This is a genomic window from Brevundimonas sp. CURTG3B2_SDJG (genome assembly GCF_057364705.1).
The window spans coordinates 1-16122 of sequence record NZ_JBNFOJ010000032.1 but is presented as its reverse complement, the minus strand read 5'-3'; the positions used below and the strand labels follow the sequence as shown (position 1 = coordinate 16122).

Here is a 16122-nt window from a genome sequence, read left to right as displayed (position 1 = left end):
CGCCTGGCGCCGACCTCGCCGCAGGCGCTGCGGCGGGCCGCCGAGGTGGAGCTGACGCCAGCCACGCACCCTCCAACGCCGCCGACCTCGGCCGCTTCGCCCTGGAGCGATCCGCCTTCGACGTGGGCGCGCTGCGGATCGTGGGCCTGGCCGAAGCCAAGGCGGGCCGCGTCCGTCAGGCGGACGACATCCTGACTCTAGCGGGAAACTGGAGCCTGCGGGACGACCCCGTCCACGGTTGGCTGGTCGAACACCGGCTCAGGCGGGGCGACTATGCGTCGGCCTTCGCCCATGCCGACACCCTGGTCCGGCGGCGTCAGGACCTCTATCCTCAGGTCTTCCGCCTGTTCACCGTCGCGGCCGCGCAGGACCCCCAGCGGGTGCTTCCGGTCCTGGCGCGCCTGCTGACGGCCAATCCCCCCTGGCGTCCCGTTTTCCTGAGCAAGCTCAACGAGTCCGCCGAAGGCCTCACGGTCGGCGGCAATCTCGCGATCCTGCTTCAGACCGGCGCCCAACCGCTGACCAAGGACGAGCTCCAGCGGCTCTATCTCGCGCTGGCGGACAGCGGCAACGCCGCCGCGCTCAGGACGGTCCGGGCGCGCCTGGGCCGGCCGCCGCTGGAACCGGCCCTGGTCAACGGCGGCTTCGATGATCCGGAGGCTCCGGATCCCTTCCAGTGGCGCCTGGCGCAGGAGGCCGGGGTCGTCGCCGCTGTGATGCCCAGCGACGTCGCCCAGAAGGACCCGTCGCTGCGGGTCGAGTACGACGGATACACGCCAACCGTTATCGCCCGCCAGATGACGATGCTGGCGCCGGGTCGCTATCGCTTCCTTGCGGCCTTCCGAACCGAGGCGGGCAACCCCTCGGAGCGAATGGCCTGGGTCTTCTCGTGCGGGAACGGCGCGCCCCTGCTGACGATTCCGGCGGTGGTCTCGACGTCTCCCGGCGCCGACTGGGCCCCGGTCAGCGGTGATTTCTCGGTGCCGGCCGGCTGCGCGACCCAGTGGGCGGAGCTACGCGGGCTTCCATTCGATCGGCGCACGCCGATGACGGTCTGGTTCGACCGACTGTCGATCCGGGCGGCCCCTCAGGCCGGCCAGGACGGCCCCCGTGGCGGCTAGTCGGGCGAGTTTCCTGTTGCTTTTGAAGCTTTCGCCCCCTAAGAGCATTCTCGATAACGCGACGGCATGACCGAAGCATCAACCTGATCTAGGGGAACATAGCATGCGTAAGACGATCGCCGCCGTTACGGCGGGCCTGCTGCTGGTGGCTGGTCAAGCCGCCGCTGCCAACAACTCGGCTGGTGTCCGCGTTGGTGACCGCGTTGGCGCTGAAGCTGACGCGAGCTCGGAATTCGCTGGCATTCCGCTTCCGGTGCTGCTGATCGGCGCCGCTGTCGTCGTCGCGACCGTGGTCGTGGCTACGGACGACGATTCGGAAAGCGACTGATTTTAGTCCAGCGGCCGCGACTGCGTTGTGCCTGAGCGGCTGCTGAACAGACTTCTTAAGAGCCAGTGGGATGCGCTTGCGATCGCAAGTGTGGTCCTGCTGGCTCTTTCTGTTGTTTTCGGCGGGGCCAGCCGCGAGCATGCGCTCAGGCTGGCCCTGGTCGAACTGGCGGCCCTGCCGCTCCTCGTGATCGCCGGCGAGCGGCTTCTTCGGACCGGCGCGTGGCGCGAGCATCGACTGGCGCTGGGCGTGGTCGGCGCGACGGTCGCGATTCCCCTGATCCAGTGCCTGCCTCTGCCGTCGGCCGTCTGGACCGCGATCCCCGGGCGGGAGCAGATGGTCCTGGCCCTGGAGATCTCCGGAGTCCAGGCCGGCTGGAATCCCATCACCCTGACGCCGGACCTGACCTGGCGGTCGGTGCTGGCCCTGCTTCCTCCCGTGGCCATGTTCCTGGCGGTCCTGGCGGCGCCCGCGCCCCTCGCCCGCCGCCTGATCCACATCTCCCTGTTCGCCGCCGTGGTTAGCATCGTGCTGGGCGGGGCCCAGCTGGCCAGCGGCGGCGAGCGGCTCTATCCGTGGGCGACCACGGACGCCGGTTCGGTCAACGGCTTCTTCGCCAACCGCAACCACCTGGCCAATATGCTGCTGGTGATGCTGCCGTTCGCCATGGTGCTGGGGGCCGCGAGCCTGCGGCGGCGGGACGGGGACCGGCTTCCGCTATGGTTCGGCGCCCTCTTCATCGGCCTGACGGTGGTCGCCCTGGCGGCCATTCGGTCGCGCGCCGGTATCATGCTGTTCCCGCCGGTGCTGATGATCAGCCTGTTCGCGGCCTGGTTCGCGACGGGCCGGCGGCGCCCGGCGGTCGGTTTTCTGGCGGTGGCCGGCGCCGTGGGCGCCGCGTTGACGGCGGTGGTCGTCCTGGCCTTGCCGCCGATCCTGGCGCGCTTCGACACCCAGGCGGTGACCGATGGCCGCCTGGACCGCTGGCCGCTCGTCGCCGAGGCCGCCCAGTCCTACCTGCCCCTGGGCTCCGGCGTGGGCAGTTTCGACGCCGTCTACCGCTCCGTCGAGCCGCTCGAGGAACTGGACCCGACCTTCTTCAACCACGCTCACAACGAGTATCTGGAAGTCTGGCTCGAAGCCGGCTGGATCGGGATCGCGGCGCTGGCGATGTTCCTGGTCTGGTACGCTCGCCGCTCGTGGACGGCGTGGCGCGCGCCCACCTCCGCGACCCGGAACGTACAACGGGCGTCCTCGATCGGCGTCGCCGTCGTGCTTCTGCATTCGGTGGGAGACTATCCGCTGCGGACTGCGACCATGGCGGTGATCTTCGCGATCTGCTGCGCCCTGCTGGAGCTCGCGTCGAGGCCGGATCTCGAGCCCGACGCCCCGCTGCGCCGCCGCCGGCGGCGCTCGTCCTAGGGGCCGGGTTCTCCCCGGCCTTCGGGGCGCCCTCCGCCCCTTAGGCCGGCGAAACGCTGACCGCGCCTTCGCGGCATTGAAGGATGCGGCGCGAGCCGCCTTCAAGCCGGACCGCGCTCAGCACGCCGCTCGCATACGCCTTGGTGTCCAGCCCGATCCGGCGCTGGTCCAGGTGGATGTCGCGAGACGGCGTATGGCCGTGCACCACCACCTTCTCGAACGGAACCTCGCTGTCGAGGAAGCTGTTGCGAATCCACAGGAGATCGCGATCGGTCTGTTGGTCCAGCGGCTGGCCAGGGCGGGCCCCGGCGTGGGCGAAGAAGTAGTCCCCGACCGAGGCGCTGAATTCGAGGCCTTCGAGGAAGGCCCGCTCGCGGGCGGTGACCTTGTGGTTCAGGTCGGCCGAGACACGGGCCCAAGCCTCGATGCGATGCTTCATCTCGGGCGGCTTCAACCCGTAGGAAGCCAGGGCCGCTTCGCCGCCGTATTCGCACCAGCTCGCGCCGACCGTGGGGTCGTCGAGGAAGTTCAGCATCGCTTCCTCGTGGTTTCCCTTGAGGAACCGCCATTCGACGCCGGCGTCCGTCGGCAGGTCCGCCAGATACTGGATCACCCCCCGCGATTCCGGGCCCCGGTCGATGTAGTCGCCCAGAAAGATCACCAGCTTGCGGTCGCGCTGGACGCCGCGGCGTCGGCCATGATCGCCTCGACCAGCGGCTTCAACAGATCCAGCCGACCGTGGACGTCGCCCACCGCCCAGACCACCACACCGTCCGGCGCCCGGGGCGTCGCGGGCGCGACAACCTTCGCCTTGCGCCTGAAAAGGGTTGAAATCATCGTTCTGCTCGGCGGCCGCGGGACGGCCGCCTGTCTTCCTGGCTTTCGAAAACGGGCCGCCACCCCTCGCTTCAGGCTGCGTCCGCAAGAGGGCGGAAATGTAGCCTAAGTCTCGAACACGGCGCCGAAATCAGCGTTCGCCTGCGCATAGTCCGGGGGCCGGCCGATGTCCATCCAGTACCCCTCGGCGCGTTGCTGGCGCACCGACATCCGGCGCTCGATCATATCGGCGATCAGCATCGGCATGTCGTAGTAGGCGTCGGTTGGAATCAGCTGCATCGCCCCGGGCGACAGCACATAGGCTCCGGCGCTGATGGTGTAGCTCTGGGTCGGCTTCTCCTCGATGCGCAGGATCTGGCCTTCCTCGGCGTTCACCACGCCGAACGGGACCTGCATCTGGTAGTCGCGGACGACCACGGTCGCGAGCGCGTTGGCCTCCAGATGCGAGTCCAGCACGTGGCCGTAGTCGACCTTGGCCAGGATATCGCCGTTGGTCACCATGATCGGCTGGTCCTGAGCAGGTAGCAGGGACAGCGCCCCGCAGGTGCCCAGGGGCTTCTCCTCGCGCAGATAACCGATTTCCAGGCCGAGGGCCGAGCCGTCGCCGAAATGCCGCTCGATCTGGTCGGCCTTGTAGTTCACCGCCAGCCAGAAGCGGCGGAACCCCTGCGCCGCGAGATTGCCGATGATGGTGTCGAGGATCGGCCGGGGACCGACCTTCAGCATCGGCTTGGGCGTGTCTCGGGTCAGTTCGGCCAGCCGCTCGCCCTTCCCGCCCGCCATGATCACCACCGGATTGGTGCGGATCGGGATGTTGAGGAAGTCCGAGATCGTGGTCAGGCCGACCACCCGACGTTCAGCGTCCAGCACCGGCAGCTGGCGCAGGCTGTGGGCGCGCAGCATTGTCAGGGTGGCGGCCCGATCCTGATGCTGGTCGATGCACAGAGGTTCGCGGTTGGCCCCGGCGATCGCCGCGTCTTCCAGACCCGCGCCCCGGATGAGGGCCCGGCGCAGGTCGCCGTCCGACAGGACGCCCAGCAGCCGCCGGTCGGCGTCCACCATCAGGGCCATGCCGGTCCCGGTCGCGTCGATGGCCTTCAGGGCGTCGCGGAACGTGGCCTCCGGTCCGATTAGCGCCTTCTCCCATGCCCTCATGGCGTCCCCCTGCGTCTGGCGGGCACGCCGAGCAGCGTCCCCTTCCCCGTTCCAGCCTCCAGCACCACGCGCCGGCGCCGACGACGACCCCGGCTTCCAGAACGACGCCTTGCCGGATCACCGCGCCTGCGCCGATGTGGGCGTCCGCCCCGACCGTCACGTCGCCACACAGGATGGAGCCGGTCGCGCAATGCGCGAAGGCGCCCACATGGCAGCCGTGCTCGACCACCGCACCGGTGTTGATCACCGCCCCATCGCCGACGACCGCGCCAGTCTGGACCACGCACCGCGCCAGCAATTGCGCGCCTGAGCCGATCCGGGCGGTCCGCGACACGATCGCGGACGGGTGCCGCACCTCGACGAAGACGAAGCCGAGCCCCTCCAGCCGCGCCTGGATCTCGCGCCGCAGGCTGCGGGACGCGCCCGAGCCGATCCCGCCCACGCCGTTGGCTAGGTCGTAGCCGCCGGAGGGGTCCAGCCAGGCGTCGCCGCCGAGCACGGGCAGGCCGACGGCCGGAACCGTGGAAACGGACCGGTCGACGAAGCCCAGCACCTGGCGACCGCCCGCCAGAAGGGCATCCGCGACCACCTGACCATGGCCGCCGGCGCCCACCACCACGACTGGACGCGCGCTCATGGCTCGATCACCTCGTCGACCGCATAGGCGCGGTCGGCCGGCCGCCCCAGCAACGGCCACACCGTCATAGGCGAGCGGCCGTCAGCCGGCCTCTTGGCGGTCAGACTGTCCAGATCGAAGATCTCCCCCGCGGCGATCGGCCGGGCGGCCACCAGGCTGCGCCGAGCGATGGCGCGATTGCCCGCCTCCTCGACCGCCGGCCCTTTGTGCGCCCGCCCCAGCGCCTGCTCGACCTCGCGGATGGCCGCGACCATCGCCCCGAGCTCGGCCGGCTCCAGCGAGGCCGCGTGGTCGGGTCCCTGGCGGGCGCGGTCGAGCGTGAAGTGTTTCTCGATCACGGTTGCGCCTCGCGCCGCCGCGGCGATCGCGACCGTGGTTCCCAGGGTATGGTCCGAGTAACCTACCGGCAGACCGAACGCTTCGGCCATCACGTCCATGGCCCTCAGGTTCACCGCGGAAAGGGGAGCCGGGTATTCTGTCGTGCAATGCAGGAGCGTGACCCGTTCGCGCAGCAGCGCCTGTGCGGCCGGGTCCGCGAAGGCCGAGCCCAGATCGTCCTCGCCGCCAGGTAGTCCCGGCCGGCTCAGGCCGAAGGCGATGACCGACAGGGCGGCGCGGATCTCGTCCAGCTCGGCCATGCCCGTCGAAACGATCAGCGGCCGGCCAAGGCGAGACGCCTGAAGCAGCATCGCCCCCCAGGTCAGGTCTCCGGATGGAATCTTGATCGCCGGCATGTCCAGGGTCGCCAGAAAAGCCAGGCTGTCCAGGTCGAAGGCCGTCGACATGAAGCGAACGCCGCGCTCGGCGGCGTGGGCCGCCAGCGACAGGTGGGCGTCCCGGTCCAACTCGAGGGCCTTCAGCATGGCATGCTGGCCGTCGTCCCGGCCTGTATTGCGCGCCTGATAAGCGGCCTTGGCCGCGCGCCGTGTGACCAGTTGGTCGGCGCGGAAAGTCTGAAACTTGACCGCGTCCGCGCGCGCCGGCGGCGGCGCGCGATCAGGCGGCCGGGCATCGTCGACGGATCCGTCGTGGTTCACCCCCGCTTCCGCGATCACGAACACCCGGCCGGTCATGCGCCGGCCTCGTGGAAGCGCTTGGCCAGCAGGACGTCTCGTCCCGGGGCTCGGCGCAGGATCTCGACAATCCGCGGCGCGGCGTGTCCGTCGCCATAGGGATTGCGGACCGCCCCGCAGTCCATCGCGAACGCGGCTTGGATCGCCGCGACGATGGCCCGGGGCTCGGCGGGCGTCCGCAGCACCGACGTCGCCGCCAAACGTCCCTTCTGCCGATCCCCGACGTCCACGGCGGGCACGCGCAGGGACGGCGCCTCGTACAGGCCGCTCGAGGAGTTCCCCACCACCGCATCGCATTGCGCCATCAGCGACAGATAGCGCGTCTGGCCCAGCGAGGCGACGACATGCGCGTCCCCCCGATACGCGGCCCAGGCGTCCAGGGCCGCGTCCACCGCGCCGTGGCCGGGATCCGCGTTCGGGCGGGTGATCCACTTGCCCACGTCGCCGGAGAGGGCGTCGAGGGCGCTCAGCAGGGCTTGGAACTCGCCTAGTCCCCGATCCTCCGCCAGGGTCACCGGATGGAAGGTGATCAGCAGATTCCGGGCGTGCAGCGGGGCGCCCAGGGAAGCTTCCAGCGCCGGACGATCCAGCAGCGGCGCGCGGGTCAGCTGATCCAGCCCCGGGCTGCCCACCACGTGAATTCGCGCCGGGTCCTCGCCCATCTGCGTCACCCGCCGGGCGGCCTCGGCGTTGGTGACCAGGTGCAGCGCGGCCATCTTGGTGAGGGCGTGGCGGATCGACTCGTCGAAGGCGCCTTCGGTGGTGTCGCCGCCCGCGATATGCGCGATCGGGATCCGGTGCAGCATCGCGGCCTCGGCCGCTGCCAGGATCTCGAACCGGTCGCCCAGGATCAGCAGGAGGTCGGGCCGCAGGCGCTCCAGAGCGTCCGACACCCCGACGAGGCAGCGGGCCATCGCTCGCGCGGCGTCGCCCGCCCCATCGCCGCCCAGGTCCAGAGGCGCGCGCGCGTCGACCGCAAAGCCGTCCGCCTCTATCTCCTGGACGGTCAGGCCGAACCGGGACTCCAGGTGCGTGCCGGTGACGATCAGTTGAAGGTCCAGATCCGACGCCGCACGGATGTCGTGCATGACCCAGCGCAACAGGCCGTACTCGGCCCGCCCCCCGGTCACGACGCAGATGCGCTTCAGGGAGGTCATGCGTCCGCCAGGCTCGCGCTGCTGGGAAGGTTGATGACCTGGTCCTCCAGGGCCTCGGCGACCGGCAAGGCGTCGCGGGGGCAGTCGGCGTACATCGGCAGGCGATGCATCGGCGTCCACAGCGGCCGCGCCTGGTATCCCGCGTCGTTCAGCGCCTCCAGGATCCGGTCGCGCGCGTCGCGGTCCGGCCGGTCCAGCAACAGGACGTTCAGCCAATGGTTCACCGCCGCCCCTTCGCGGGGCCGCAGCAGGCGGACGCCGTCGACGCCCTCGAAAGCCCGCGCGTAGCGCTGGGCCAGCTCGGCCTTGCGCGCCATCATGTCGGGCAGTCTCTCAAGCTGGGCGCACCCCAGGGCGGCGTTCAGGTTCGGCATGCGGTAGTTCCAGCCGATCTCGTCGTGATCGAACGCCCAGCGATGCGCGACCTTGGCGGTTGTCGTCAGATGTTTGGCCCGGCGCGCCAGCTCCGGATCGTCGGTCAGGACGGCTCCGCCTCCGCCGGTGGTCATGATCTTGTTGCCGTTGAAGCTCAGCGCCGCCACCCGCCCGAAACCGCCGGCGTGACGCCCGTGCCAGCGCGACCCCAGGGCTTCGGCGGCGTCCTCGACGAGCGCCAGGCGCCAGCGCGCGGCGACATCGGCCAGGCCGTCCACGTCGCTGGGGTGGCCGAACACATGCATCACCGTCAGCGCCCGGATCGGACGGCCGGTGCGGACGTTCACGCAAACGCCGTCCCGCACCTGAGCGATCGTTTCCAGATGGGTCTCCAGCCGCGCGGGGTCCACACCCAGCGTCTCGGTCTCGGCGTCCACGAAATGCGGGATCGCTCCGCGGTAGGCGATGGCGTTGGCCGTCGCCACGAAAGTCAGCGTCGGCGTCAGGACCTCGTCTCCTGCCTCCACGCCCGCCAGCCGGAAGCAGACGTCCAGCGCCGCGGTCCCGTTCACCACGGCCACCGCGTGCTTCAAGCCCGTGAACGCCTCCAGGTCGCGTTCGATCCGGTCGACATAGCTTCCGACGGATGAGACCCAGCCCGTATCCAGACAATCCTTGAGATAGTCCCATTCGCGGCCGCGGAACTCGGGCGCATGCAGAGGTGCGGGAACCTTCGCATCCGGCAGCGCCGCGCGCACCGCGGTCAGGACTCTGTCTGCCAGCGGGGCGCTCACAGCACGTACCGGTCCGTCTTGTAATGCGCCAGGTTCGCCGGATCGCTGAACCAGTCGATGGTCGCCGCCAAGCCGCGCCGGAAGCCTTCTCCGCCGCCGAACTCGGGCGCCCAGCCGGTGAGCGACCGCATCAGCTCGCTGTCGGCCCAGAGCCGCTCGACCTCGCTGGCTTCGGGTCTCAGGCGCTGCGTCTCGGTGACGATCTCCACGTCGCGGCCCATCAGTTCGATGATCGTGCGCGCCGTGTCTCCTATGGAGATCTCGAAGCCGCTGCCGGCATTGACGGTCTGGCCGACGGCCGCGTCGCATTCGGCCAGAGCCTCAAAGGCGCGCGCCGTGTCGCTGACGAAGGTGAAGTCGCGGGTCGGGTGGACCGCGCCCAGCTTGATCTTGTCGGCGCCGCGGCGACCTGGCTGATCACGGTGGAAATTACCGCGCGAGCGGACTGCCGGGGGCCGTAGGTGTTGAAGGGGCGCAGCACCGACACCGGCGTGCCAAACGCGGCATGAAAGCTGAGCGCGATCTGGTCGGCGCCGATCTTGGACGCCGAATAGGGCGACTGGCCCTGCAGCGGATGGGCCTCGGTGATCGGCACGAAGCGGGCGGTGCCGTAGACCTCGCTGGTCGAGGTGTGAACCACCCGCTCGACGCCGAGGTCCCTCGCCGCCTGCACGATGTTCAGCGTGCCCAGCACATTGGTTTCGACGTAGGTCTGGGGCGAGTGATAGCTGTAGGGGATGGCGATCAGGGCGGCGAGGTGCAGCACCACGTCGCAGCCGGTCATCGCGGTGCGGACGCCGTGAGGATCGCGGACGTCGCCTGCGAAGACGTCGAGGTCCTTGCGGATGTCGGCCGGGCTCTCGTCCAGCCACCCCCAGCTTCCCAGGCTGTTGTACTGGACAAAGGCGCGCACGTCGCAACCGCGCCGGATCAGGCGCTCGGTCAGGTGCGAGCCGATGAAGCCGTCGGCCCCGGTCACCAGGACGCGCGTGCCCTGCAGATTCATGACCTGGTCCTCGTCCCGACGCTCATCGTTAACGCACTGTGCGGCCCGCGCGTTAAGGAAGCCGAAATTCGCGCCCCGGCGCCCCGACCCGTTGCCGACAGCCGGCGCTTCCTGTCTTCTAGGGCTATGTCGTTTCGGCGCATATTCATCCCCTTTGCGACGGTCGCCGCGCTGGCCTTGGACGGATGCGGGCCGCAGTCCGTAGCGTCCGCCCCGCCCGGCCTTGTCGCCGCCGGGCCAGCGCAGCGGCTGACGGCCCTGACGGCGATGGATCAGAGGGTCGCCCGCGTGGCGTGGCGATTGTCCAAGGCCAACGCCGACCTCTGCCCTGTCGTGCGCCAGTCCGCCGGCTGGGCCCTGCATTCCGCCAGCCAGTACAGCATCGAGCTGCGGCCCGAGGCGGGGGCGCGTTTCAGGCTGAATGGCGACTTGCCCGGCGTCCTGGCCGCGCCGGAAGGGTCCCCCGCCGCCGCGGCGGGCCTGCGCGAGGGCGATCTGATCCTGGCGGTGAACGGGACCCCGCTCTCGATCGGAGCCCAGGGACGCCCGCCCCAGTTCGAGGGTCTCGCCGCCAACATCGCCCGCCTCGACTCCGCGCTGGCCCAAGGCCCGGTGCGGCTGACGATCCAGCGCGACGGAGAGGAGACCTCGGCGACGGTCCAGCCCGAGCGCGCCTGCGGGTATGAGGTCCAGCTCAATCCGTCGGACGAACTGAACGCACGCGCTGACGGACGTCGGCTGTTCATCAGCACCGCCCTGGCCGGCTTCGCCGAGTCCGACGACGAACTGTCGGTCATTCTCGGCCACGAGCTCGCCCACAACGTTCTGGGCCACCGCCGCTGGGCCGAGACGGGCGGCGAAGGCCGCACCGTCGTCGGCCGGGACTGCGACCCCCGCCTCTGCCGGGGCGGCGACCCCGAGCGCCAGGCGGACCGGGTCGGCCTGTACCTGTCCGCCCGCGCCGGCTATCGACCCGAGGCGGCGCCCGTCTTCTGGCGGCGGTTCGGCGCCTCGAACTGGCGGGTGCGCTATCCCCAGCTGGCCCATGCGTCCGCCGGGACCCGTGCGGCGCGGCTCGAGGAAGTCGCGGCCGAGATCGCGGCCAAAGGCGGCCGCCGGCCAACCCCTGACGCCCTAGGACCGTTCGCCGGCCTGGAAATCTTCAAGGGTGTCGATGTCGAGAGACCGCTCGACCGGCATCGGAAAGGCCAGGGTCTCGGCCGACTTCACGAAGGTCCGTTGACGCCTCAGCCAGTCTGTCTCGGCGGCGTAGACCGCGCCGTTCAGCACCCAGGCCGGCGGCAGGTCCTGCCGCCGCAGGCTCGCCCCGGCGGGCGGCGTCACGAACGAAGCGAGCCGGGCGTCCGGGCCCTGCGCGAACGTCAGCCATGGATGCGAAGGCGCCTCCATCACCGATACGCAGGAGGCCGCTCGGGCCGCCTTCATCTGATCGAGCGCCCCGTCGATATCCGCAGTCGTACGAAGGGGAGAGGTCGGCTGCAGCAGCACCACGATGTCATATCCCGGCGCCCGGTCGAGGGCGTCCAGAACCACGTCGAGCGACGCAGCCTTGTCATCGGACAGTTCGGCCGCCCGGACGAAGGGCGCTTCGCAGCCATGACACTCGGCCACCTCAATGATCTCGGGGTCATCGGATGACAGGATCAGCCGATCGATCCTTCGCGACGCCTGGGCGGCCTCGATGGTCCAGACGATCAGCGGGCGGCCGCGGAACGGAAGGACGTTCTTGCGCGGCAGGCTCTTTGAGCCCCCGCGGGCGGCGATCACGGCAAGGACCGACCGATCACCGATCACGACCCGGTCACCGCGTGAGCGCTCCGCAGATCGCCGAGGCTTTCCCTGACCTGAACCCAGGCCGCGACGATATGATAAAGCGAACTGGCGGGCGCCGGTTCGTCGCGGAAGCCGCCTTCCGACGCCATCTTGTCGCGCCAGAGGCCGGTGGGAAGCAAATAGCCCGTCAGTCCCTTGATAGCGTCCGCGGCGTGGTCCGACAGCGCCGCTTCCGTCTCGCCCAATATCAGGGCCGCCTTGAGACGCTCGGTCTGCGGCCACAGCCTGGCTTGCGCCGACGTCACCGTCAGCCTGTCGTCCAGCGCGTCGATCGCCACGCTCCGGGCCGAATCCACGCCGCGCTGACCCGCGGCGTATAGCCGGCGCGCCGCGCTCCGGGCCCAATCGTCGCCAGCGCGCGCCCTGCCCCAGCGAGTCAGCAGCCACGCCCATTCGAACTGGTGACCTGGCTCGACCAGCCGACCCGGCTCGCCGTCGGCGATGGTCCAGTCCGGGTTGAAAAACTCCCGCAGGAAGCCGCCCTGCTGATCGATGAAATGGCGCGCGCCAGATCCACGATCTCGTCGCATGGCCGACCAACGACCGTTGGGCTCAAGAGCTTCCCAGGCCAGGCAGGCTTCCAACAGATGCATGTGCGCGTTGGCCTGCTGCGGATGACCGGCGTCCTCGCGCCAACCGCCCGCGGGGTGGGTCAAGGCCTTCAGCGCATCCCCCAACAGGCTCGCGCGTTCTCGCATCTGTTCGGGGCGAGCCCCGGCCTCGGCCGCCGAGGCGAACGCCAGCAGGGCGAAGGCCTGATCGTAGAGGGAGGCCGTTTCATCCAGCGGCGCTCCCTCGCCCGAGACCTGGGTGCGGTACAGGCCGTCTCGGCGGAGGTTCGTCTGCTCGAAGCGATCGAGACTGCGTTCGACCAGCATTCGCCACGGTCCTTGCCAGCCCAGGCGGCCCGCCGCGCTGTACACATAGGCTTGGCGAGCCTGCACGCGCGCGCGTCGGAACGCCGTGACCGGAGCGCCATCCAGCGTGATCGCCTCCCGGAACCCGCCGTCCGGATCGACTCCCAAGGTCCCCCACAGCGGCAGAGCGTTGAACCGCATCCAGCGGTCGAACGACTGGGCGCGTTCGACCAGCGGGAGGTCCGGCTTCCCCGCCCCGTGTACATGGCCCGGCGAGACCTGACGCAGGCGGTCGACCAGCCCCTTCACCTCCTGCGAGCGGCTGAGGTGACAGACCAGCACGGCGTCGGGTTCGGCGATGATGGCCAAGCCCGAGACCCCGGCGGTGGCGATCACCATGCCCTCGGCCGCCCGGACCAGATTCGCGCCGTCGCCGTCGCCCCCGATCCAGAGGCCCCGGCTCGCGCCGCCGGTCGCGGCCACGGCGTCCCAGGCGCCCAGGTCCGACCAGCCGAAACCGACGGGCAGAACCGAGGTCAGCCGGCTTTTCTCCATCACCGCATAGTCGATCGAGATTCTCGGAGCCTCGCCGAAGCTCTCGCTCAACACCAGGCGATCGCCGGGCCCGGCGGGCAGAGCCGCGCGGGCGACGTCGGCGACCTCGGGCGCTAGGGCGTCCAGTTCGGACAGCAGGACGTCGGCCCGGACGACGAAGTTGCCGCTGTTCCAGAGGTAGCCCTTGGCGACATAGGCCTCGGCGGCCTTGCGATCCGGCTTCTCCACGAACCGCCTGACCACGGACAGGCCCGGTCCCTCGGGCTGGATGTAGCCGTAGGCGGAAGACGGGTCCGTAGGACGCACCCCGAAGGTCACGATCCGGCCAGCTTCGGCGGCGATGGCCGCCTCCCGGACGGCCTTCTGAAAGCCCGTCGCGTCCGGGATGTGATGGTCCGACGCCACGAACAGGGCCACACCCGCGGGGTCCCGGCGAGCGATCCATTCGGCCGCCGCGGCCATCGCCGGGGCGGAATCACGGCCGACCGGCTCCACGATCAGGACGACCGAGGCGCCGTCCAGCTGTTCCTCGATGGAGGCGGAATGGTCCTGGCCGGCCACCACCACGACCTGCCCCCCGCCCTCCGCCAGCGGCGCGACGCGGCGCACGGTCTCCTGGAACAGCGACAGGTCGCTGGCCAGGCTCAGGAACTGCTTGGGCCGCTGCCCGCGAGACGCCGGCCACAGCCTGGTCCCGGATCCTCCGCACAGGATCACCGGAAAGATCGCCATCTCGGACCCTCTGCTCGTCGCCGAACCGTCTAGCGGGGGCCGCCGCCTCTCGCCAGCCCCGCGCGAACGGTCGCGTCTAGAAGACGCTCCGCCAGTTGCCCATCACCGCGTAGGCGGGCGGCGCGCTGGCTACGTGCCGATCATCGCGCGTGACGACCGCCCGCAGCGCCAGTTGAGAACCATCCGGCAGGGCGTGCAGGCTGCCCAGCGCCAGATCGATCTGACGACCGCTCGGCGTCGCCGAGAATCGACGCTCGGAGAAGGACAGCGGATCAAAATACTCCAATGGGGCGTCGGCCAGGAAGGCGCTGAACGTTCCGCTCTCGACCCGAAGGGGCTGCGAAATCGACCAGGTCAGGGTCCGGCAGCCGAAACCCAATTGACGGCAGAAGGTGGTCAGGCCCAGCTTCCAGGTCGAGCTCATCGCCTGGTCCGACAGCGTCAGGAACTGACCTTCCATCGCCGTGCGCGCCCAGCCCGCTTCCGCGTCGAGCCACAGGCCGGAACCTAGATCGACCTTGCCCGATACCCCCGCGAACGTGGTCTCGCTGGGCATCTCGAAGCCCGATCCGACGGGCACGAACGAGCCCAGCGGCCCCATGCGCTCGTCCAGGCCGCCCGCCGCGAACGTCAGGTTCGCGCCCGGCGCGGCCTGCCAAGTCATCGCAAAGCGCGAGTAGCGCGAGACGTCGTCCTCGGCTTCCCGGAACGGCATCGCCCGGTCCCCGGTCCCGGTGTCGGCCGTGAAGGTCAGGGCCCCGACCCGAACCGCGCTCATGAAGGCGCGATCGACCTGGGCCAGGGAGGCGAAATCGTCGCCGGCGCCAAGCTCGAACGGCGAGCGGGCGCCGTTCCGGCCCTGCCAGACCGCCACGGTCCCTCGCGGCCGAGAACTGGACCATCACGTCCTCGCGCCGACGTTCGTCCAGCCAGGGCGTCAGGAAGGTTGAGGCCGCCGCGGGATCGTAGATGCTGTCGTCAATCGAGGTGCTGCTGGTCAGGGACAGGCGGCCGCCGAACGGGCCGTCGACCGACAGCGTCGCCTGTCGGCGCTCGATCTCGGGCAGGCGAGCGCGGTCCCCACGCGGGGCGACGCCGAACGAGTCGCCAAGGTTCAGGCGGAACAGACGGTCGTAGGAGTCATGCCCCACCGTCTGAAGACCCGGAGCGTTGCGCAGGGCGTCGCCCAAGGCCCCTCCCGTATAGGCGAAGCGCTGCGAGGTGACCGCGACGGTTCCTCCGCGCGCCATGGCGACAGTGGTCGCGCCGACCGGCTGGAACGCGCGGGCGATATCGAGAAGGCCCCGCCCATAGACCGCATCCGTTCCAGCGGCGCCGGCTTCCCGCGCCGTGGCGAGCAGGATGTCGACGGCTTGGCGTCCCGTCAGGTTGGGGAAGGCGTCCATCAAGAGTGCGATGGCGCCCGCGACGGCGGGCGCGGCGTAGGATGTCCCGCTGCCCCGGAGGCAGATCGTGCCGTCGCAGTTGGTGATGATGTCCACTCCAGCCGCGCTGATGTACGCGTTGGCGGAGACGCCGGCCCGGTTTGAGAAGGCGGCGATCTGGTTGGCGCTATTGTGCGCGCCCACGACGATGATGCTGCCGGCGAACCGAGGGTCCGTGGCGTACCGGCCCGGCCATTCGGGATCTCCGCCCGTCGGCTCATCGCCAGCGTTTCCCGCCGCTATGGTGAAGACGATGCCGGCGTTGACAGCGCGCTGCAGGGCCGCCTCGAAAGCGGTTCCCAGAGAGGACTCGCCGCCCAGCGACATGTTCACGACGCGGATGTTGTTGGCGATCGCGTAGTCGATCGCCCGCACCAGGTCCGAGGACCGGAAGCACACGTCGTCCTCGGGATCGGTGCATTCGCTCACGTCGGCGCGGATCGACACGATGGTCGATTCGTAGGCGATTCCGATGGTGCCGAACCCGTTGAAATTCGACGCGATGACGCCGGAGACGAAGGTGCCGTGGCCGTCAGGCCCCTGGGGCTGCCCCCGTCCGACGACCACGTCCGTCGAAAGCGTCGTGGAGATTCGTCCCTGCAGATCCGGCTGGGCGAAATCGATGCCGGAATCCACGACGCCGATGCTGATGCCCGCGCTGTAGCGCCGGCGTTCCAGGCCGTGATCGCACCCGTGTTCGCCGCGCCGTAGTTGCGCAGATACTCCGCCGAGGTGGGAGACGGCGCGGAGGGTGGGGGGCGCGGCGGCCGGCGG

Annotated in this window: 13 protein-coding genes and 4 pseudogenes; 4 read left to right on the top strand and 13 right to left on the bottom strand. The window is 70.0% G+C overall.

Going from position 1 to position 16122, the window contains the following annotated elements; all coding sequences use genetic code 11:
* From AC2W7C_RS03620 to AC2W7C_RS03610, 3 genes are all read left to right on the top strand, one after another.
* The coding region (locus AC2W7C_RS03620; RefSeq protein WP_486000212.1) for a tetratricopeptide repeat protein at positions 1-1121 on the top strand (1121 nt) is incomplete at its 5' end.
* Between the two features lie 103 nt (positions 1122-1224).
* Positions 1225-1449: a hypothetical protein gene (locus AC2W7C_RS03615; protein ID WP_486000211.1), complete on the top strand. Its 225-nt coding sequence runs from the start codon at positions 1225-1227 to the stop codon at positions 1447-1449.
* Between the two features lie 90 nt (positions 1450-1539).
* Positions 1540-2871: an O-antigen ligase family protein gene (locus tag AC2W7C_RS03610; protein ID WP_486000210.1), complete on the top strand. Its 1332-nt coding sequence runs from the start codon at positions 1540-1542 to the stop codon at positions 2869-2871.
* Positions 2872-2911: 40 nt separating this feature from the next.
* Here the strand turns inward: AC2W7C_RS03610 and AC2W7C_RS03605 are convergent, their stop codons facing one another.
* From AC2W7C_RS03605 to AC2W7C_RS03565, 9 genes and pseudogenes are all read right to left on the bottom strand, one after another.
* On the bottom strand, positions 2912-3532 hold the full coding sequence (locus tag AC2W7C_RS03605) for a metallophosphoesterase family protein (RefSeq protein ID WP_486000209.1): 621 nt from the start codon (positions 3530-3532) through the stop codon (positions 2912-2914).
* Positions 3529-3708, bottom strand: a complete 180-nt coding sequence (locus tag AC2W7C_RS03600; protein WP_486000208.1) for a hypothetical protein — start codon at positions 3706-3708, stop codon at positions 3529-3531. Before AC2W7C_RS03600 ends, AC2W7C_RS03605 begins: the two co-directional genes overlap by 4 nt.
* Positions 3709-3813: 105 nt before the next feature.
* Complete coding sequence (locus AC2W7C_RS03595) at positions 3814-4863, bottom strand: nucleotidyltransferase family protein (protein ID WP_486000207.1); 1050 nt, start codon at positions 4861-4863, stop codon at positions 3814-3816.
* Positions 4864-4945: 82 nt separating this feature from the next.
* Positions 4946-5500 (bottom strand): annotated as a pseudogene (locus AC2W7C_RS03590) (PglD-related sugar-binding protein); the annotation flags it as partial.
* A complete protein-coding gene (neuB, locus tag AC2W7C_RS03585) occupies positions 5497-6573 on the bottom strand; it encodes an N-acetylneuraminate synthase (RefSeq protein WP_486000206.1) in 1077 nt (358 codons plus the stop codon). The gene neuB and the pseudogene AC2W7C_RS03590, both read right to left, overlap by 4 nt.
* Positions 6570-7730, bottom strand: coding sequence for a UDP-N-acetylglucosamine 2-epimerase (neuC, locus tag AC2W7C_RS03580; protein WP_486000205.1), 1161 nt, complete (start codon positions 7728-7730; stop codon positions 6570-6572). The genes neuB and neuC overlap by 4 nt, the downstream gene beginning before the upstream one ends.
* Positions 7727-8899 carry a LegC family aminotransferase gene (locus tag AC2W7C_RS03575; RefSeq protein WP_486000204.1) on the bottom strand — a complete coding sequence of 391 codons (1173 nt, stop codon included), beginning with the start codon at positions 8897-8899 and terminating at the stop codon, positions 7727-7729. The genes neuC and AC2W7C_RS03575 overlap by 4 nt, the downstream gene beginning before the upstream one ends.
* A complete protein-coding gene (locus AC2W7C_RS03570) occupies positions 8896-9282 on the bottom strand; it encodes a GDP-mannose 4,6-dehydratase (protein ID WP_486000214.1) in 387 nt (128 codons plus the stop codon). The genes AC2W7C_RS03575 and AC2W7C_RS03570 overlap by 4 nt, the downstream gene beginning before the upstream one ends.
* 74 nt (positions 9283-9356) lie before the next feature.
* A pseudogene (locus AC2W7C_RS03565) lies at positions 9357-9905 on the bottom strand (SDR family NAD(P)-dependent oxidoreductase); the annotation flags it as partial.
* Between the two features lie 126 nt (positions 9906-10031).
* Between AC2W7C_RS03565 and AC2W7C_RS03560 the strand changes: the two are divergent.
* Positions 10032-10733: pseudogene (locus AC2W7C_RS03560) on the top strand (PDZ domain-containing protein); the annotation flags it as partial.
* Positions 10734-11039: 306 nt separating this feature from the next.
* Here AC2W7C_RS03560 and AC2W7C_RS03555 read toward each other — a convergent pair.
* The 4 genes and pseudogenes from AC2W7C_RS03555 to AC2W7C_RS03540 all read right to left on the bottom strand — a co-directional run.
* Positions 11040-11693, bottom strand: a complete 654-nt coding sequence (locus AC2W7C_RS03555; RefSeq protein WP_486000213.1) for an acylneuraminate cytidylyltransferase family protein — start codon at positions 11691-11693, stop codon at positions 11040-11042.
* Between the two features lie 23 nt (positions 11694-11716).
* The gene (locus AC2W7C_RS03550) at positions 11717-13903 is read right to left on the bottom strand and encodes an AGE family epimerase/isomerase (protein WP_486000203.1); all 2187 of its coding nucleotides are present in this window, start codon (positions 13901-13903) and stop codon (positions 11717-11719) included.
* Positions 13904-13979: 76 nt separating this feature from the next.
* Positions 13980-14777, bottom strand: a complete 798-nt coding sequence (locus AC2W7C_RS03545) for a hypothetical protein (RefSeq protein WP_486000215.1) — start codon at positions 14775-14777, stop codon at positions 13980-13982.
* Positions 14778-15264: 487 nt separating this feature from the next.
* Positions 15265-15984: pseudogene (locus AC2W7C_RS03540) on the bottom strand (S8 family peptidase); the annotation flags it as partial.
* Between the last annotated feature and the right edge of the window lie 138 nt (positions 15985-16122).